The organism is Luteibacter sp. NPDC104163, from assembly GCF_055584245.1.
This window is the reverse complement of record NZ_JBVJMK010000006.1, coordinates 122325-141307: the sequence shown is the minus strand read 5'-3', so window position 1 is coordinate 141307 and position 18983 is coordinate 122325. Positions and strand designations below refer to the sequence as shown.

The following is an 18983-nucleotide window of genomic DNA, read 5'->3' as shown; positions in this document are numbered from 1 at the left end:
CGCGCTCCCAGAACCAAAGTGTTCACGCCGCGGGCGGAAGCGTCTCCAGGCTCCACCGCGGGAACACCTCGATCGTCTCGTCCTGCTGCTGCCCGGCGGCGAGGCGGATGGCGCCCGCCAGCGCGATCATCGCGCCGTTGTCGGTGCAGAACTGCAGCCGCGGGAAGTACACGCGGAAGCCATCGGCGGCGCCGGATTCAGCGAGCTGGGCACGCAGGCGCTTGTTGGCGCCCACGCCGCCGGCGATCACCAGCCGCTTCGCGCCCGTCGCTTCGAGGGCCCGGCGGCACTTGATGGCCAGGGTATCGACGATCGCCTCTTCGAAGCCCCGGGCGATGTCAGCCCGGGTCTGTTCCGATTTATCGGAAGCCTGCCAGGCCAGCAGCACCTGGGTCTTCAGGCCGGAGAAGCTGAAATCGAGCCCCGGCCGGTCGACCATGGGCCGGGAGAACCGGAACTTGCCCGGCTCGCCCTGCTCGGCCAGCTTCGCCAGCGCCGGGCCGCCGGGGTACGGCAGGCCCATCAGCTTGGCGGTCTTGTCGAAGGCCTCGCCCGCGGCGTCATCCAGGGTATCGCCCAGGATCCGGTACTCGCCGATCGCCTTCACCTCCACCAGCATGGAGTGGCCGCCCGAGACCAGCAGGGCCACGAAGGGCGGCTCCGGCGGGTCGTCTTCGAGCAGCGGCGCCAGCAGGTGTCCTTCCATATGGTGGACGCCGATCGCCGGGACACCGAGCGCCCAGGCCATGGCGCGGGCCGCCGATGCACCCACCAGCAGGGCACCGACCAGCCCCGGGCCGGCCGTATAGGCCACGCCGCCCAGATCCGCCGGGGTGAGCCCGGCATCCTTCAGGGCCTGGCGCACAAGGGGCAGCAGCTTGCGGACGTGGTCGCGGCTGGCCAGTTCGGGCACCACGCCGCCGTATTCGGCGTGCAGGGCGATCTGGCTGAACAGGGCATGGGAAAGCAGCCCGCGGCCCGGGTTTTCCGGGTCCCAGCGCAGCAGGGCCACGCCGGTTTCATCGCAGGAGGTCTCGACACCTAACACAGGCTTTGAAATTTGCATTTCGATCACGTTATAATCCACGGCTCACCCGGGTAGACGGGTCAGTTTAAACAAGTGGAGTTTCCATGCCGAGCGTTAAAGTCCGCGAGAATGAGCCGTTTGAGCTTGCCCTCCGCCGCTTCAAGCGTACGTGCGAAAAGGCTGGCGTGCTGGCCGAAACGCGCAAGCGCGAATTTTACGAAAAGCCGACCCAGGAGCGTAAGCGTAAGCGCGCTGCTGCTGTGAAGCGTCACCTGCGCCGTCTGTCCCGCGACACGACGCGCCGGACCCGCATGTACTGATTGCCACCCGGCCTGTGTAGGGCCGGTGTTGGACCCGCGGCTGGCGCGTTCGCCCGCTGCCGCCGCAATCAGGCGGAAATCCCGAGCCGGCTCCGCCGAAAGGTGGAGCCGGCTTTTCGTCGTTCTGGAGAAAAGCGATGAGCCTCAAGGCCAAGATCACCGAAGACATGAAGACCGCCATGAAGGGCGGCGAGAAGGACCGCCTGGCGGTGATCCGCCTGGTCCAGGCCCAGATCAAGCAGCGCGAGGTCGATGAGCGCATCGAGCTCGACGACGCCCAGGTCCTGGCCGTCCTCGAAAAGATGCAGAAGCAGCGCCGTGACTCACTGGACCAGTTCGAAAAGGCCGGCCGCGAGGACCTGGCCAAGATCGAGCGCTATGAAATGAGCGTCATCGACGCCTACCTGCCGACCAAGCTGACCGACAGCGAGCTCGACGCCCTGATCGACGCCGCCGTGGCCGAATCCGGCGCCACCTCGGCCCGCGACATGGGCAAGGTCGTCGCCCTGGTCAAGGAAAAGGCCGCCGGCCGCGCCGACATGGGCGCGGTAGCCGGCAAGGTGAAAACCAGGCTGGTCTGAGGCCTGAAGGCCTTTTGTGGGAGCGCGCTTGCGCGCTCCCACACACATTCACAATTGCCCCACGCGGCTCGCCGCATCCTTCCCGCCGCGGCAGGGGGAGCGTCCTCCGGCTCTATCTGGAGGGGAACCCCATGCTTAAGTACGCCATCATCTTCGGCATCATCGCGCTCATCACCGGCGCGCTTGGCTTCACCAAGGTCTCCGGCATCGCCGGCACCATCGCCAAGGTCTGTTTCGCCATCTTCCTGATCCTGTTCGTCATCGCCATCCTGGCGGTGGTCGGCGTCTTCAAGATGGCTTTTTAAGCGTCCGCAAGACTCCTTCGGGGAGCGGTTGCGTGGCATCCTAGGCGCCCCATGCGCGGCCGTATTCCTGACAGCTTCATCGACGAGCTCCTGACTCGCGTCGACATCGTCGATGTGATCGAGCGGCGCGTGCCCCTGAAAAAGGCGGGACGGGAGTGGACGGCGTGCTGCCCGTTCCACAACGAGCGCTCGCCCTCGTTCTATGTCAGCCCGGCCAAGCAGTTCTTCCACTGTTTTGGCTGCGGCGCCCACGGCAGCGCCATCAAGTTCTTGATGGACTACGACCGGCTCGAGTTCCCCGATGCGATCGAGGAGCTGGCCCAGTCGGTCGGCATGAAGGTGCCCTACGAGGGCGGCCGCGACGACAAGCCGCGGGAAGACCGCAGCGACCTCTACACCCTGCTGGACGAAGCGGCCAGCTTCTACCAGCGGGAACTGGGCAGCAGTGATGAGGCAAAAGCCTACGTCGACCGGCGCGGGCTGGATGAGGAAATTCTCAAGCGATTCCGGATCGGCTGGGCCCCGGCGGGCTTCGATGGCGTGCTCAAGGCGCTTGGCACCACCGACAACCGGCGCAAGCTGCTCAACGACGCCGGCATGGTGGCCAGCAACGAGCGCGGCAACCGTTATGACCGCTTCCGCGAACGGGTCATGTTCCCGATCCTGGACCGTCGCGGCCGAGTCATCGCCTTTGGCGGCCGGGTACTTTCCTCCGACCAGGGGCCGAAATACCTCAACTCGCCGGAGACCCCGCTGTTCCACAAGGGCCGCGAGCTGTTCGCCCTGTGGCAGGTGAAGCAGGCCAACCAGACGGTCACGCGGATCATGGTGGTCGAGGGCTATATGGATGTGATCGCCCTCCACCAGGCAGGGCTGCCTATCGCCGTGGCCACCCTGGGCACCGCGACCACCCCGGACCATGCCGAGGTCCTGTTCAGGGCGGCGCCCGACGTCTACTTCTGCTTCGACGGCGACCGCGCCGGCCGCCAGGCCGCCTGGCGCGCCGTCGAATCGATCCTCCCGCGCATGCGGGACGGCCGGCAGGCCCATTTCCTGTTCCTGCCGGACGGCGAGGATCCGGACACCCTGGTCCGCAAGGAGGGCAAGGAAGGGTTCGAGAAGCGCATGAAGGATGCGATGCCGCTCTCCGAGTACTTCTTTGAGGAAATGGCCCGCGACGTGGATACCACCCGCCTCGATGGACGGGCCCGCCTCGCTGAACGCGCGCGCCCGCTGATCGCCAAACTGCCCGACGGCGCATTCCGTGACCTGATGGCCGATGAGCTTAAACGGCGCACCGGCGCGGGCGCTGAGCTTGCGGATGCGCCGGTGCCCTCGGTTCAATCGGCAGGCGCTGGAAGCGCGAATAAGCAGCGAAGTCTTGTGCGAATCGCGATCACAATGCTTTTGGCTCAGCCTGCGCTCGCAGCGGAGCTCGACGAAACCTATTCTTTCAAGGGTTACGACGCACCGGGAATAGATATTCTTCAAGAACTTATTGATATCGCTAGAAATAGGCCGGGAGTTAATCCAGCACTACTCGTCGAGCAATTCGCAGAGCGGCCGATTTACGGCGCCTTAGTCAAGCTCATGCAAGCGTCTCTCCTTGGAGATTCGGAAGCTCAGAAGACCGAGTTCCTCGACGCGCTCAGTAGCATGCACATTCAGGCAGTTGCGTCTCGCCGCGATGCCTTGGTCAAGAAGTCACGCCAAGAGGGCCTCGACGATACGGAGAAGGCGGAGCTCCGCGTACTCTTGGCCGACCTCGGCGCGCAGGGCAAGGCGGCCAAGGAATGATGCGGCGCACCTGCGATGTCATGCGATCCATGGGATCATCCGGTCTTCGTACCCCGAAGGACCCGGCCCTCACCGGACGTGCCAAAGCCTGATGGAACTGCTCAATAGCCTCGTCGACGTCTTCGGGCGGAACGGCTACATCGCCGTCTTCCTCGCCCTGATTCTGTGCGGCGCCGGCCTGCCCCTGCCCGAGGACATCACCCTCGTGGCCGGCGGCATCATCACCGGCCTGGGCTATGGCGATGTCCACACCATGGTGGGCGTGGGCATGGCGGGCGTCCTGATGGGCGATTCCACCATGTTCCTGCTCGGCCGGCATTTCGGCGGCCGGATCATGCGCTGGCGCTTCGTGGCCCGCCTGCTTACCCCCGAGCGCTACGCCAAGGTGCAGGAGAAGTTCGAGAAGTACGGCAACCGGCTCATGTTCGTGGCCCGCTTCCTGCCCGGCATGCGCACCGCCGTCTTCATCACCGCCGGCGCCACCCACCGCGTAGGCTTCCTTCGCTTCCTGCTGCTCGATGGCATGGCGGCCGCCATCAGCGTGCCGATCTGGGTCTACCTGGGCTACCTGGGTGCCCACAACCACGAATGGCTCGCCATGTGGATCCGCCGCGGCCAGGCCGGCCTCTGGCTGGCCATCGGCGCCGCCGTCATCGTTGTCGGTGTGCTCTGGTGGCGCCGCAAGAAAGCTGAGCGCGAATGCGATGCCCGTGAGCATCATCAGAAAAACCTCAGCTCGCATCTCCGTAACGACGAGCACTGAGCCTGTCGAGGTTAGGGCTCGCCCTAACCTCGAATCCGCATTCAAGCTGGATCTGACTCACAAAGTCCGGCAATCGCATGCTTCTGACAGTCACGCCCGAACCGGCCAGCTCGGAACATTGATCCAAGTCGCACCAATGGATCGAACGCACGAAGATCAAAAAGATGCCCTACGACTTTAAACAGCTTTCGCCAATCGAATTCGAGGAACTCGTTCGCGATCTTGTGGGCAGGGACCTCATGGTCCGATTTGAAGCTTTCGCACCAGGGCCGGATAACGGAATTGACGGGCGTCACTCGAAAAATGGCACGTCCACAATTCTACAAGCGAAGCACTACGCCCGTTCGGGACTGGCCTCGCTCACTACGGCGATGCGTCGAGAGAGGCCATCCATCGTTAAGCTCGCGCCGGATCGCTATCTCCTCGCAACATCACTAAGCCTCACCCCAAGCAATAAGTCCGCACTAGTGGAGGCCGTTGGCCTATCGTGCATGACGGCTGGCGACATCTACGGGCAGGAGGACCTGAATGGCCTTCTGACTAGATTTCCTGAAGCGGAAGTTGCACATACAAAGCTCTGGCTCACCAGTAGCGCCGTATTAGATAGGATCGTGAATGGGTCCCGATACGCAATTCGGTCCCAAACAAGGGAAGAAATCGAACGGAAGCTTCGTGTTTACGTACCCAACGATAGCTTTCCCGCGTCGAAGAAGATTCTTGAAGATCACCATGTGCTCATAATTGCCGGACCACCCGGCGTAGGCAAAACCACCCTCGCGGAAATGCTGTCGTACGCTTACATGCAGGATGACTGGCAGCTAGTTCCACTGCGAAGCCTGGACGACGGCTTTGGCTCAATCAATGATGCGAAGAAACAGCTATTCCTCTTCGACGATTTCCTTGGCAAGGTGCAACTCGACAAGCGAGCACTCGCGACCTACGACTCTGACTTGGCGAGATTCATACGAATCGTCAAGGCCTCGTCGAACGCACGCTTCATTCTGACAACCAGAGCCTATATCTACGAAGAGGCGAGACGAACATCCGAAGACCTCGCGGATGCGAATCTCGACCTCAGCAAGTTCGTGCTCGACGTAGGAGTGTATGGCCGAAGAATAAGGGCTCACATCCTTTACAACCATTTAGCGGAAGCCAGCATAAAGCAAGAGTTAGTGAACTCCATTATTACGAGTGGGACAGTTGTCGATATCATTGACCACGACAACTACAACCCTCGGGTGATCGAGTGGATGACCGATAGCCACCGCCTCCGCAACCAGTCGCCTGACGAATATCCTTCTGCGTTCATTGAGGCTCTCAACAACCCACATAAATTATGGGATACAGCGTTCAGAACACATATTCCTACGAAATGCCGACATCTTTTGATCGCGCTATTTTTCGGTGAGGAGTACGGTGTCGAAATCGACGAATTGCGCAATTCATTCGAGGCCCTGCACGAACAACTCTGCAGAACATATGGTCACGTGCGAGACACCAAAGATTTCGAGGAATCGCTACGCATTCTTGAAGGAAGCTTCATCACCATAAAAGAACGATCCGTCTCATTTCTCAATCCATCGCTTCGCGACTATCTGCGCTCATATTTGAGTGGCGATGCCCTGCTTACGACTTGCGCTGAAACTGTAGTTAGTATCGGCTCGGCACAGGCTGTGTGGAATCTGGCGAAAGAAACAATGCCAAAGGCAACGCTCCCTGCGTTCGCCATGAAGTTTGAGCAAATAGCGGATCGTTTCGAGAACATACCAACATGGTCAACGAGCGAAGGCGGACGACTGACGTTGAGGTCGGCCGATTTGTCGTACTCGTCAAGGCTCGATCTAATTCTGGACTGGTGGTGTAGTTCGCGTGACAAAAGGTATGCGGAACGTGCAATTTCGCTCGTTCAGCACGGCGAGAGCCTCGGTACCTTCATGGGTTTTGCAACTTGGCGCGATGGTCCGAGTCTCCTCCGAACCTATGACCGTGTGTTTGGGTCAACGGATCTTTCTGAACTACCTGGACGCGATGAGCTACTGGCCGCGATCAACAGCGTTCTCAGCCAGCTCTATTACAGCTCTCCCGAACCAGATGAACTTGAACGACTCGGCAAGGAAATGGATGCCATGAGCCATCGCCTAGAGATGCAAACCTACGACGCTTACGATGAAGCAATCGATTTGGTGTTTTCTGAGATAAGCACCGCCGTGCGCGAGATCGATTCGACATCTGCATTGGATGAACTAGACACAACGCTCATAAGGCTCTCTTCCCGCAGGCGCAAAGCATCTCCTGGTGAACTTTCTCACGCTCGCGAAATTATCTCAGATAGAATCTCGGAGCTTGAGAGCATGGAAAGCGTCGCGGACGAACCATGGACGCCAAGCGATGGACTGAAGCGCGATGAACGATTTGAAGACGATGACATTAGGGCACTTTTCGCCAGCCTCGTTGTACCTCCGGTCACTGACAACTAGCATCGTGGCATTGATATCGCGGGGCCTTGAGCCGTGTGGCTCGTGATTCGATGGGCTGGTGAAAGAGCTTAATTAACCATATACCTCGAAGATTGCCAGCTAAAAAGGCGACCTCTGCTTCGTACTCCATTCGGTAATGAAGGACTATCGAGAACGTCCTATCTAGGATGTGACGAACAATAGCATCTAGGCGAAGGGGTACATCCAGCCGTCCCAGCGAGATCATTTGCAACCAACGAATCTCGAGCCAACACCACGCCCTTTGTTCAACAGCGCCTGCAATAGCAAGCTACTTCGAATACCGCGCCGATGCCACTGAGATGCCGGCAAGCGTCGCAAGGAAAGTGTCATCTCGCATGTCCCTATCGACAAGCACCAAGGGGTGCGTCTTCCCCGCATCCGACAGAGCCGGCGCTATCGTTTGAGCCGACGTAGGCCCTAGATGGCGAACTCCTACGCGCGAATCGGAACTCCCCGACGTAAGGCCGAGCCGACCACCCACATCCCAGCCATTTGATGGCAGGCGACAATCCCTCCCGTCGCGCGACCGTCGTGCATATGGAGCTATCGGTGACCGTCAACTCTTGCACCGTCCCTTACACCCGTCAGATACCCGACCTCCGTCTTGCAAAGGAGGTCAACTGTGTCGTCGTCGGCCTCACTGGCGACGATAGCCAGGCGCAACTTCGTCTTCGCGACTACCGCGACCGCCTCATCGACGTGCGCGTCGACAATGCAGATCTCATTCGAGAAATCAGACCACACCTCAATGAGGGACGCCTACGCGTCCTCGTCGATGGGCCGTGGGAACGCCGGACAACGCACTGGTTCCCGAAACAAGGCGCCTGCTACGCACGCTCGTTCGTGAAACTGAAGACAACCGACATCGCCACGATTCTGGATCGCATCACAAAAGTCGCAGCCGACGGATGGAACTCCCTTGATGATCCCATGGCGACCTGGAAGGAGTGGCGGGGATGCGCCTGAAAGATACGCCAAAGCGCGTGCTGGACCCCGTTGCTGGTCAGGACTTCCCGCCAAGCTCAAGGATGAGCCAGTCGCGGAAAACGTTCGTCTCTTCTCTTGACGCCGCCTCACGTGCAACCGCCAGGTAATAGGTGTGCCGAAGCGGCACGTCAGCCGCGATCGGCGCATCGAGCCGCCCCGCAGCCAGGTCATAAGCCACCAACAAGTCCTGCGCCAGCGCGACGCCCTGCCCTTCAATGGCCGCCTGCAACATCATGGTGCCGTCGCCGAAGCCCATTTCGCGCGAGATCGCCCCGGGCTCCACGCCCACCTGCTCGAACCACTGGTCCCAGCTGGCGATGGGCACGGCGCGACGGCCCGGGCGCTCATGGAGCAGCAGATGCTGGAACAGGTCGGACGGCTCGGTGATGCCCTCGGCCACGCGAGGCGCGCAGACCGGCGTATAGCCCGTCGTCACCAGCAGGTCCATGCCCTCGCCGATCCGGTCGTCGATCGCCAGATCCCAGCCCGCATCGCCCCCGTCCGTGACCACCTCGACGGCAATGTCGGGGTGCTTCGTAAAGAAGCGAAACAGCCGGGGAACGAGCCACTTCGTACCGAACGTAGCAGGCACGGCAACCCGCAAGGAGGCATTCCGCTGGCCCATGACCTGGTCCGTGGCGTGCTGCAACGCACGAAAAACATCCCTGACGCGGGGGAAGTAATTCTCGCCCGCTGCCGTCAGCGCCAGCTTATTGTTGCTACGCACAAACAACGGCGTGCCGAGGTACGCCTCCAGCAATTTGACTTGCGCACTGACCGCAGCCGCTGTCAGCGATAGCTCCTCACCGGCCTTGGTGAAGCTCAAATGCTGCGCCGCAAGTTCGAACACACGCACGGCGTTGAGGGGTAGCGAACGCTTCATCGCGAAGTCTTCAAAAAAAATTTGGGGAAAGCCCGAAGAATTTCTAGTTTGCCTGCCTCGGCGGGCGGCGCCAAGAATCGGGTGGTCTAGCGAACGGACCCTCGATGAACACCCTCACCATCGACACCGGCACCACCAACACACGCGTCACCGCGTGGCGTGACGGCCAGCCCATCGGACAGGCCGCCACCCAGGTGGGCGTCCGCGATACGGCGATCACCGGCAGCACCCGCAAACTGGAAGATGCGCTGCGTGAGACCATCGCCGCGACCCTGGCCGATGCGAACCTCGATCGCGCCGACGTCAGCCGCGTGCTGGCCTCCGGCATGATCACGTCGAACGTCGGCCTCTGCGAGATCCCGCACGTGCCCGCCGCCGCAGGCATCGATGACCTGGCGAAGGCCATGCGCGAGTCGCTGGTCGAAAACGTGTGGCACCAGCCCATCTGGTTCGTGCCCGGCGTGCGCAACAAGGTGGATCACATCGGCCTGCACAACTGCGAGGCCATGGACATGATGCGCGGCGAGGAGACTGAATCCTTTGCCCTGGTCGAGCGCCTCAACCTGCGCGAGCCCACCGTCATCGTCCTGCCCGGCTCGCACTCCAAGTTCGTCAGCATCGATGCCAACCAGCGCATCGATGGCTGCGTGACGACGCTCGCCGGCGAGCTGCTCCACGTGATCTCGCACGACACGATCCTGGCCGGTTCGCTGAAGGAGGGCTTCGCCAAACGCATCGACCCCGAGATGCTGCTGGCCGGTGCCGCCTCCGCCAACAAGATCGGCCTGGGCCGCGCGTGCTTCAGCGTGCGCATCCTCGATCAGTTCGCGGTGTACGACGCCAACGCGCGCGCCAACTTCCTGCTGGGTGCGGTGCTCGGCTCCGACCTGCTCACGCTGAAGAACTCCAGCGCGATCCGGATGAGCCCGGGCACCCGCTTTGTCATCAGCGGCAAGCCGATCCTGCGTGAAGCGATCGGCCGCCTGGTGGAAGGCGACGACTTCTTTTCCGGCACCGTCACGGTGCTGGGCGACGACGAGCAACGCGACCTGGCCGGCTACGGTGCGATCACCATTGCCCGCCGCCGCGGCTTGCTCGGTTAAACAGCGAAACTTTCGAGGAGGGAACGCATGAAGATCAAGATCGCCCTGGGTTTCAAAGCCCTTGCGCTGGCCCTGGCGCTGACCGCCAGCCCGGCGTTCGCCGCCGATGAACCGGTCAAGATCGGCTTCGTCGTGAAGCAGCCCGAGGAACCATGGTTCCAGGATGAATGGAAGTACGCCGAACAGGCCGCGAAGGAGAAGGGCTTCACCCTCGTCAAGATCGGCGCACCGGACGGCGGCCAAGTCCTCACCGCCATCGACAACCTCAAGGCGCAGCACGCCCAGGGCTTCGTCATCTGCACGCCCGATGTGAAGCTCGGCCCGTCGATCGTCGCCAAGGCGAAGATGAACCGGCTCAAGCTCATGACCGTGGACGACCGCCTGGTCGACGGCTCGGGCAAGCCGATCGAATCCGTGCCGCACATGGGCATCTCCGCCACCAAGATCGGCGAACAGGTCGGCCAGGCCATTGCCGATGAAATGAAGAAGCGCGGCTGGAAGCCGGAAGAGACGGGGGCACTGCGCATCTCGTACGACCAGCTGCCGACCGCCAAGGACCGCACCGATGGCGCGATCGCCGCGCTCACGGCGGCCGGTTTCCCGAAGGCCAACGTCGTCAACGCGCCGGAAGCGAAGACCGATACGGAAAACGCCTTCAACGCAGCCAACATCGCCATCACGCAGAACCCGAAGTACAAGCACTGGATCGCGTTCGGCCTGAACGACGAAGCCGTGCTGGGTGCCGTCCGTGCCGCCGAAGGCCGCGGTTTCCGCGCTCCCAACATGATTGGCGTCGGCATCGGCGGCAGCAAGTCCGCGCTGAACGAGTTCGCCAAGGCCGATGCCACCGGCTTCTTCGGCAGCGTGCTGATCAGCCCGAAGCGCCACGGCTATGAAACCTCGGTGGATATGTACGAGTGGATCAAGAATGACAAGGCCCCGCCGCCGCTCACCCTGACCACCGGCCGCCTCATCACCAAGGCCAACGCGGCCGAAGTGCGCAAGGAAATGGGGCTCTGATGGCCGCGGTCGCGCCACGCCTGGAATTCCGCCATATCGGGAAGACCTTCCCCGGCGTGCGCGCGCTCGGCGACGTGGGCTTCAGCGTACGTGCCGGCAGCGTGCACGGCCTGCTCGGCGAGAACGGTGCCGGCAAGTCCACGATGATGAAGATCCTCGGCGGGGAGTACATCCCCGACGAGGGCGAAGTGGCGATCGACGGCGAAGTCATGCACTTCCGTTCGGCCGCCGACGCCATCGGCGCCGGCGTCGCCGTGATCCACCAGGAGCTGCAGTACGTGCCCGAGCTCTCGGTCATGGAAAACCTGCTGCTCGGTCGCCTGCCGACCCGCTTCGGCCTCGTCGATCGGCGCTCGGCCCTGAAGTGGACGCGTGAACGGCTCGACGCGCTCGGCGTCGATCTCGACCCGCGCGCCCGACTCAAGTCGCTCTCCATCGGCCAGCGGCAGATGGTGGAGATCGTGAAGGCGATCCTGCGCGACGCGAAGATCCTTGCCCTCGATGAGCCGACCAGCTCGCTGTCCCACCGCGAGACGGAAGTGCTGTTCCGCCTGGTGAATGACCTGCGCGCGCAGGGCAAGGCGATGATCTACATCTCGCACCGCCTCGATGAGATCTTCGAGCTGTGCGATGCCGCGACCATCTTCCGCGATGGCCGCAAGGTCGCCGATTTCGACACGCTGCAGGGCGTGACCCGAGACGAACTCGTGCAGCGCATGGTCGGCCGCGACATCGGCGACATCTTCGGTTACCAGCCGCGCGAGCACGGGGCCGTGCGCCTTTCCGTGAAGGGCGTGTCTGGCCGCGCCGTGCCGCAGCCCATGAGCTTCGACGTCAAGGCGGGCGAGATCGTCGGCTTCTTTGGCCTGGTTGGCGCGGGCCGCTCGGAAGTCATGCGCGTCGTCTACGGTGCCGACCGCCGGCTGGCCGGCGAGGTCAGCGTCGATGGCCGTCCCGTCAAGCCCTCGCGGATCCGCGACTCGATCCGGCATGGCCTGGTGTTCTGCCCGGAAGACCGCAAGGAAGAAGGCATCATCGGCGTGCGTTCGGTGGCCGAGAACATCAACATCAGCACGCGGCGCAACCACCTGACTGCGGGCCTGTTCATCAACGACCGCAATGAAGCGCGCACCGCCGATACCTTCATCGAGCGCCTGCGCATCCGCACGCCGCACCGGCGCCAGGAGATCCGCCTGCTCTCGGGCGGCAACCAGCAGAAGGCCGTGCTCTCGCGCTGGCTCGCCGAGAAGGACCTGCGCGTCCTGATCGTCGATGAGCCGACCCGCGGCATCGACGTGGGCGCCAAGAACGAAATCTACAACGTGCTGTATGAGCTGGCCGGCCGCGGTGTCGCGATCGTGATGATTTCCAGCGAGCTGCCGGAAGTGCTCGGCGTCTCCGACCGCGTCATCACGCTGTGCCGCGGGCGCATCACCGCCGAGTTCAACCGTGGCGAAGCGAACGAACACAACGTGCTCGCCGCCGCGCTCCCCGAAGGCGCCAGCGCCACCCCCATGAGGAATGTTTGAAGCCATGACCGAGACCAATGCCGCAGCCATCGGGGCCACGCGCGAGACGCAGGCCGACCGCCGCCGCGCCCTGCTCTGGCAGATCGTGGATGACTACAGCCTCATCCTGATCTTCATCGCGCTGTTCACCGTGCTCAGCTTCACGGTGCAGTATTTCTTCAGCTGGGACAACGTGGTCGGCCTTGCGCTGTCCGTGTCGCAGATCGGCATGGTCGCCTGCACCATGATGTTCTGCCTCGCCTCGCGCGATTTCGACCTCTCGGTGGGCTCGGTCGTCGCCTTCTCCGGCGTGCTCTGCGCGATCGTGGCCAATGCCACCGGCAGCGTCACGCTGGGTATCGCGGCGAGCCTGGCCGCGGGCGCGGCGATCGGCGCGTTCAACGGCGTCGTCATCGCCAAGCTCAGGATCAACGCCCTGATCACCACGCTGGCGACCATGGAGATCGTGCGTGGCCTGGCCTTCATCACCTCGCAGGGCCAGGCAGTGGGCGTGACCAGCGAAGCCTTCTTCACCCTGGGCGCTCTGGAGCTGTTCGGCCTGCCGGTGCCGGTGTGGATCACCGTGGCCTGCTTCGTCGTGTTCGGCGTGCTGCTCAACAAGACGATCTACGGCCGCAACACCCTGGCGATCGGCGGCAACCCGGATGCCGCCCGCCTGGCGGGCGTCGCGGTCGACCGCGTGCGCATCGCCATCTTCCTGATCCAGGGCGCGGTCGCCGCGCTGGCGGGCATCATCCTGGCGTCGCGCATGACCAGTGGCCAGCCCAACGCGGGCGAGGGTTTCGAACTGGATGTGATCTCGGCGTGCGTGCTGGGCAGCGTGTCGCTGATGGGCGGCCGGGCGACGATCAGCGGCGTGCTCGTTGGCGTCCTCATCATGGGCACCGTGCAAAATGCCATGAGCCTCCTGAATATCGATGCCTTCTACCAGTACGTGGTGCGCGGCACGATCCTGTTGATCGCCGTGCTCGTGGACCAGCTCAAGAACCGCAGGCAGTCGCGCTGATGACCGATTCGTTCAAGCCGCTTTCCCCGCAACGCCAGGCCCACGCCGAGGGCGTGATCTGGGATGACCTCGCCAACGTGGTGCGCTGGACGGATATCGCGACCTCGCACCTGTACGCTTACGATCCCGCCACGGGCCACGTCAGCGAGGCGAAGCTGCCGGCGCGCGTGTGCTGCTTCGCCCTGACCCACCAGAAGGGCGTGCTCCTGCTCGCGCTGGAGAAGCAGGTGGCGCGCTACGACACCCGCGATGGCACGCTGCACATCCTCGCGGATATCGAGCCCGACATCCTGGGCACGCGCGCGAACGACGGGCGCTGCGACCGCGGCGGCAACCTGGTCTTCGGCACGTTGAATGAAGCCGGGCCGGAGAAGGTCGCTTCGTTCTGGCGTTACACCCACGATGGCCGCCTGCACCGCCTGGCACTGCCCAAGGCTGCGATCACCAACAGCATCTGCTTCAGCCCCGATGGCTGCACGATGTATTTCACCGATTCGCCCACCGCGCAGATCATGGCCTGCGACTACGATGCCGCGAGTGGCGAGGTCGACCGCATCCGCGTGTTCACCGAGCTGCGCAAGGGCATGGAACCGGACGGCTCGACGATCGATGCCGACGGCTTCCTGTGGAATGCCGAGTGGGGCGCATCGCGCGTCGCGCGTTACGCGCCCGATGGCCGCCTCGACGCGACCATCGAGCTTCCCGCCCGCCAGCCGAGCTGTGTCACCTTCGCCGGCCCCGCGCTGGATCGCATGGTGATCACCTCGGCATTCAAGTACATCGACGAGGCCGTGCTCGAAGACGAACCGTTGAACGGTGCCATCTTCATCGGCACGCCCCCGCGCGGCCACGGGCTCCCCGAGGCCCGCTACGGACACAAGGTTTAAGCATGACCACGATCACACCCGATCCGCGTACCACCCCGGTCCCCCGCCTCGCCGGCAAGGTGGCCATCGTGACCGGCGCCACCCAGGGCATCGGCGCGGCCACGGCGAAGCTGTTTGCCGCCCATGGTGCTTCGGTGGTGCTCAACGTCCTCGAGGACAACGCCCAGGCCCGGCAGACGCTCGCCGAGCTCAACACCGAACACGCGATGCTGTTCCAGGCCGACGTCACCGACCCGGCGGCGATCCAGCGCATGGTCGATGCGGCCACCGAGCGCTTCGGTGCGCCCGACGTGCTGGTGAACAATGCCGGCATCAACGTCTTCAACGAACCGCTGTCGCTGACCGACGAGGAATGGACGCGCTGCTTCGAGGTCGACCTGAAGGGCGCCTGGAACTGCGCGAAGGCGGTGCTGCCCGGCATGCTTTCCGTGGGCCACGGCAGCATCATCAATATCGCCTCGGTGCACGGCCACAAGATCATCCCGCACTGCTTCCCCTACCCGGTGGCCAAGCACGGCCTGATCGGCCTGACCAAGGCCCTGGGCCTCGAGTACGCCGCGAAGAACATCCGCGTGAACTCGATCTCGCCCGGCCTGGTCCTCACCGCCATCGCCGAGGCCGGCTTCGCTGCCGCGCCGGACCCGGCGGCCGAGCGCCGCAAGCAGACCGAGATCCTGCCGAACAAGCGGATCGGTGAGCCGCAGGAAATCGCGTACACCGCGCTGTTCCTCGCCTCCGATGAGGCCCGCTACATCAACGCCGCCGACATCCGCATCGATGGCGGCCGTTCCCAGCTCTACCACGAGTGAACCCCATGGCCTGGCCTACCGCGCTCCCCCTCATCGCCATCCTCCGTGGCATCACCCCCGATGACGTCGTTGCCCACGTCGAAGCCCTGATCGAGTCCGGCTTCGATGCCATCGAAGTTCCGCTGAACTCGCCCGACTGGCAGCGCAGCATCCCCATGGCGGTCGCGGCCGCGGGCGACCGGGCCCTGGTCGGGGCCGGCACCGTGCTGACCCCGGAAGACGTGGACCGGGTCGCCGACCTGGGCGGCACCCTGCTGGTCACCCCGAATACCGACCCCGACGTGATCCGCCAGGGCCGGGCCCGGGGCATGTACACCTCGATCGGCTTCACCACCCCCACCGAGGCCTTCACCGCCCTGAAGGCCGGCGCCCAGTCGCTGAAGCTGTTCCCGGCCAGCGTCTACGGCCCCTCGTACATCAAGGCGATCCGGGCCGTTTTACCCCCGGATATGCCGCTTTTGGCGGTGGGCGGCGTCACGCCGGAAAATGTAGGACAATTCCTCGACGCGGGTTGTATCGGCGCGGGGCTCGGTGGCGATCTGTACAAGCCGGGGCAGCCCGTGTCGCGCACCCGCGAACGCGCAGAAGCCTTCGTCAAAGCCTACCGATCCGTCTAACCGGCCAAAGCATGAAAGTAACCAAGATCACCACGTACCGCGTCGCACCCCGCTGGATGTTCCTGAAGATGGAAACCGACGAGGGCGTGACCGGCTGGGGCGAACCGGTCGTCGAAGGCCGCGCGCGCACCGTGGAAGTCGCCGTGCACGAGCTTTCCGAAATGGTGATCGGCCGCGACCCCTCGCGCATCAACGACATCTGGCAGCAGATGTACCGCGGGGGTTTCTATCGTGGCGGCGCGGTGTTCATGAGCGCGATGGCCGGCATCGACCAGGCGCTGTGGGATATCAAGGGCAAGGTGCTCAACGCGCCGGTGTACGAACTGCTCGGCGGCCGCGTGCGCGATCGCATGAAGACGTATTGCTGGGTCGGTGGCGATCGCCCGGCCGACATCATCGCGCAGATGAAAGAGCGCCTCTCCCACGGCTTCGATACGTTCAAGATGAACGGCTGCGAGGAGATGAGCATCATCGCCTCGAGCAAGCACGTCGATGCCGCGGTGGCGAAGGTCGCGGAGATCCGCGAAGCCTTCGGCAACACCATCGAGTTCGGCCTGGATTTCCACGGCCGCGTCTCGGCGCCGATGGCGAAGGTGCTGGTCAAGGAACTCGAGCCGTTCCGTCCGCTCTTCATCGAGGAGCCGGTGCTTGCGGAACAGGCCGAGTACTACCCGCGCATCGCCGCTGCCACGTCGATCCCCATCGCAGCCGGCGAGCGCATGTATTCGCGTTTCGAGTTCAAGGGCGTGCTGGAGCGTGGCGGCATCTCGATCATCCAGCCCGATCTCTCGCATGCCGGCGGCATCACCGAGTGCGTGAAGATCGCCGCCATGGCCGAGGCCTATGACGTCGCCCTCGCCCCGCACTGCCCGCTCGGCCCGATCGCCCTGGCGGCCTGCCTGCACGTCGACTTCGTCAGCTGGAACGCCACGCTGCAGGAACAGAGCATGGGCATCCACTACAACAAGGGCGGCGAAGTCCTCGACTACGTGCGCAACAAGGAAGCGCTGAAGCTCGACGACGGCGGTTACGCGCAGCCGTTCACCGGCCCGGGTCTCGGCATCGATGTGAACGAAGAGCTGATCATCGAGCGCAGTCGCGAAGTGCAGGACTGGCGCAATCCGCTGTGGCGCCACCCGGATGGGTCTGTCGCGGAGTGGTAGGAGCATCGCGCGCAAGCGCGCTCCCACAGGGGCTTCGCTAGCGTCAGCGCGTTCTGCTCCGTAGGAGCCCACCCTGTGGGCGACGCCGTTCGCGATAACGCCGCAGGGCCTTGTGGCCTTGAGGCGAAAGATGTCGCCCACAAGGTGGGCTCCTACGACGATTTACTAGCGTCGGTTGCGCGGTTCTTTGTGGGAGCGCGCTTGCGCGCGATCGGCGTCAAGGACACGCGTCTCGCCCGAAACGAGCCCATCCAACCGGTAATCCCCGATCGCTTCGCGGATCAGCCGCAACGTCGGCAATCCCACCGCCGCCGTCATCCTGCGCACCTGGCGGTTCCGCCCTTCCTTCAGCGTGATCCTCAGCCAGGCATCCGGCACCGTCTTGCGAAAGCGTACGGGCGGATCGCGCGGCCATAGCCATGCTGGCTCGTCGATCAGCTCGGCGCCTGCCGGCAAGGTCGGCCCATCATTCAGCACGACGCCGCGGCGCAGCTTCTCCAGCGCCTCCTCGGTCGGCGTCCCTTCGACCATCACCACGTACGTCTTCGCCTGCTTGTGCTTCGGGTCGGCAAGCCGGTGCTGCAGCACCCCATCGTCGGTGAGCAGCAGCAGGCCTTCGCTATCGTGGTCGAGGCGCCCGGCGGCGTAGACACCCTTCTGCGTCACGAAGTCGGCCAGCGTACGCCGGCCGGCTTCGTCGGTGAACTGGCACAGCACCCCGAAAGGTTTGTTCAGGGCGACCAGCACGTTACTGCGCGGGCTTCACGAAACGCAGGGTCATGCGGTCGGATTCGCCGATGGCCTGGTACTTCGCCTTGTCCTTGTCACCCAGCTCGAACGTCGGCGGAAGGGTCCAGACGCCCTTCGGGTGGTCGTGGTTGTCCTTCGGGTTGGCGTTGACCTCGCTCTGGCCGTCCAGCTTGAAGCCGGCATCGGTGGCGAGCTTGATCACGTAGTCGGTCGGCAGGTAGCCGGTGTTGACCACCTGGTCGAGGGTCTTGCCCTTGTCGGCGCGGTGGTCTTCCACGCCAAGCACGCCGCCCGGCTTCAGCACCTTGAAGAAGGACTTGAACATCGTCTCGGCGTTGCCGTCGGCAGCCCAGTTATGCACGTTGCGGAAGGTCAGCACCATGTCGGCCGAACCATCCGGGCCGAGCACCGGCTTCTTGTCGTCGAACTCGACCAGCTTCGCGTTCGAGTACTGCTGCGGGGCGAACTTGAACTTGTTCTCGAGCGCGGTCTTGCTCTTCGAGCCCGGGGGCACCGCGCCGATGTAGTGACCGTGCGCGTTTAGGTACGGGGCGAGGATCTCGGTGAACCAGCCGCCCGACGGCCAGATCTCGATGACCGTCATGTCCGGGCGGATGCCGAAGAAGGCGAGCGTTTCCTTCGGATGACGGTACGCGTCACGCGCGGAGTTCTTCGGATCGCGCCACTTGCCGGCGACGGCGGCGTCGAGCTGGGTGGCGGACGCCTGGCTGGCGCTGGCCGGCGGCGTGGCCTGCGCGGGCTGGTCGGCATCCATCGCCATGCTGGCAGCCGGGAGGGAAAGACCGATGAGACCTGCAAGGAGGAGCTTCTTCATGACGGCTACCAGCGTGGGGGACAGGGCACGAAATCTATCACGGCCCCGGCGCGGCGACGCGTGTCTTGCACTGGCCGTCACGGATGGACGAGCATCATGGGGT

At 63.7% G+C, this 18983-nt stretch carries 19 protein-coding genes; 15 read left to right on the top strand and 4 right to left on the bottom strand.

From position 1 onward, the window contains the following. Positions 1-22: 22 nt before the first annotated feature. Positions 23-1066 (bottom strand): tRNA (adenosine(37)-N6)-threonylcarbamoyltransferase complex transferase subunit TsaD, encoded by a 1044-nt coding sequence (gene tsaD, locus ACZ6YI_RS09595; RefSeq protein ID WP_465778446.1) that lies wholly within the window; start codon positions 1064-1066, stop codon positions 23-25. A 65-nt stretch (positions 1067-1131) separates the two neighbouring features. Here tsaD and rpsU point away from each other — a divergent pair, with 65 nt between their 5' ends. From rpsU to ACZ6YI_RS09560, 7 genes are all read left to right on the top strand, one after another. After that, positions 1132-1347: a 30S ribosomal protein S21 gene (rpsU, locus tag ACZ6YI_RS09590; RefSeq protein ID WP_029213735.1), complete on the top strand. Its 216-nt coding sequence runs from the start codon at positions 1132-1134 to the stop codon at positions 1345-1347. Positions 1348-1484: 137 nt separating this feature from the next. Further along, complete coding sequence (locus ACZ6YI_RS09585; RefSeq protein WP_465778445.1) at positions 1485-1928, top strand: GatB/YqeY domain-containing protein; 444 nt, start codon at positions 1485-1487, stop codon at positions 1926-1928. Positions 1929-2059: 131 nt separating this feature from the next. Next, positions 2060-2233 carry a DUF1328 domain-containing protein gene (locus tag ACZ6YI_RS09580; RefSeq protein WP_440327235.1) on the top strand — a complete coding sequence of 58 codons (174 nt, stop codon included), beginning with the start codon at positions 2060-2062 and terminating at the stop codon, positions 2231-2233. A gap of 51 nt (positions 2234-2284) precedes the next feature. Continuing rightward, the gene (gene dnaG, locus ACZ6YI_RS09575) at positions 2285-4030 is read left to right on the top strand and encodes a DNA primase (protein WP_465778444.1); all 1746 of its coding nucleotides are present in this window, start codon (positions 2285-2287) and stop codon (positions 4028-4030) included. A 91-nt stretch (positions 4031-4121) separates the two neighbouring features. Beyond that, positions 4122-4793, top strand: a complete 672-nt coding sequence (locus tag ACZ6YI_RS09570; protein WP_465778443.1) for a DedA family protein — start codon at positions 4122-4124, stop codon at positions 4791-4793. Positions 4794-4957: 164 nt separating this feature from the next. Continuing rightward, a complete protein-coding gene (locus ACZ6YI_RS09565; RefSeq protein WP_465778442.1) occupies positions 4958-7270 on the top strand; it encodes an nSTAND3 domain-containing NTPase in 2313 nt (770 codons plus the stop codon). A 570-nt stretch (positions 7271-7840) separates the two neighbouring features. Next, positions 7841-8257, top strand: coding sequence for a hypothetical protein (locus ACZ6YI_RS09560; protein ID WP_465778441.1), 417 nt, complete (start codon positions 7841-7843; stop codon positions 8255-8257). Positions 8258-8294: 37 nt separating this feature from the next. On the opposite strand, the gene ACZ6YI_RS09555 is transcribed toward ACZ6YI_RS09560, so the two are convergent. Further along, entirely contained in the window at positions 8295-9161 is an 867-nt protein-coding gene (locus ACZ6YI_RS09555) for a LysR substrate-binding domain-containing protein (RefSeq protein ID WP_465778440.1), read from the bottom strand. A 104-nt stretch (positions 9162-9265) separates the two neighbouring features. On the opposite strand from ACZ6YI_RS09555, the gene ACZ6YI_RS09550 reads away from it, so the two are divergent. The 8 genes from ACZ6YI_RS09550 to dgoD are packed head-to-tail and all read left to right on the top strand — an operon-like array spanning position 9266 to position 17295. Further along, complete coding sequence (locus tag ACZ6YI_RS09550; protein ID WP_465778439.1) at positions 9266-10264, top strand: 2-dehydro-3-deoxygalactonokinase; 999 nt, start codon at positions 9266-9268, stop codon at positions 10262-10264. 27 nt (positions 10265-10291) lie between these two features. Next, complete coding sequence (locus tag ACZ6YI_RS09545; RefSeq protein WP_465778438.1) at positions 10292-11284, top strand: arabinose ABC transporter substrate-binding protein; 993 nt, start codon at positions 10292-10294, stop codon at positions 11282-11284. Further along, the gene (gene araG / locus ACZ6YI_RS09540; protein WP_465778437.1) at positions 11284-12813 is read left to right on the top strand and encodes an L-arabinose ABC transporter ATP-binding protein AraG; all 1530 of its coding nucleotides are present in this window, start codon (positions 11284-11286) and stop codon (positions 12811-12813) included. Before ACZ6YI_RS09545 ends, araG begins: the two co-directional genes overlap by 1 nt. Positions 12814-12817: 4 nt before the next feature. After that, on the top strand, positions 12818-13819 hold the full coding sequence (araH, locus tag ACZ6YI_RS09535) for an L-arabinose ABC transporter permease AraH (RefSeq protein WP_440327989.1): 1002 nt from the start codon (positions 12818-12820) through the stop codon (positions 13817-13819). Continuing rightward, on the top strand, positions 13819-14706 hold the full coding sequence (locus tag ACZ6YI_RS09530) for an SMP-30/gluconolactonase/LRE family protein (protein WP_465778436.1): 888 nt from the start codon (positions 13819-13821) through the stop codon (positions 14704-14706). Before araH ends, ACZ6YI_RS09530 begins: the two co-directional genes overlap by 1 nt. A gap of 2 nt (positions 14707-14708) precedes the next feature. Further along, positions 14709-15515 carry an SDR family oxidoreductase gene (locus ACZ6YI_RS09525; protein WP_465778435.1) on the top strand — a complete coding sequence of 269 codons (807 nt, stop codon included), beginning with the start codon at positions 14709-14711 and terminating at the stop codon, positions 15513-15515. 5 nt (positions 15516-15520) lie between these two features. Then, positions 15521-16132, top strand: a complete 612-nt coding sequence (locus tag ACZ6YI_RS09520; protein WP_465778434.1) for a 2-dehydro-3-deoxy-6-phosphogalactonate aldolase — start codon at positions 15521-15523, stop codon at positions 16130-16132. Positions 16133-16143: 11 nt separating this feature from the next. Next, positions 16144-17295, top strand: coding sequence for a galactonate dehydratase (dgoD, locus tag ACZ6YI_RS09515; protein ID WP_465778433.1), 1152 nt, complete (start codon positions 16144-16146; stop codon positions 17293-17295). A 165-nt stretch (positions 17296-17460) separates the two neighbouring features. Here dgoD and ACZ6YI_RS09510 read toward each other — a convergent pair whose 3' ends face one another. Together ACZ6YI_RS09510 and ACZ6YI_RS09505 are read right to left on the bottom strand one after the other, a co-directional pair. Continuing rightward, positions 17461-18042 carry an rRNA large subunit pseudouridine synthase E gene (locus ACZ6YI_RS09510; protein WP_465778432.1) on the bottom strand — a complete coding sequence of 194 codons (582 nt, stop codon included), beginning with the start codon at positions 18040-18042 and terminating at the stop codon, positions 17461-17463. A 1-nt stretch (position 18043) separates the two neighbouring features. Further along, on the bottom strand, positions 18044-18880 hold the full coding sequence (locus ACZ6YI_RS09505; protein ID WP_440327995.1) for a class I SAM-dependent methyltransferase: 837 nt from the start codon (positions 18878-18880) through the stop codon (positions 18044-18046). Positions 18881-18983 lie beyond the last annotated feature (103 nt).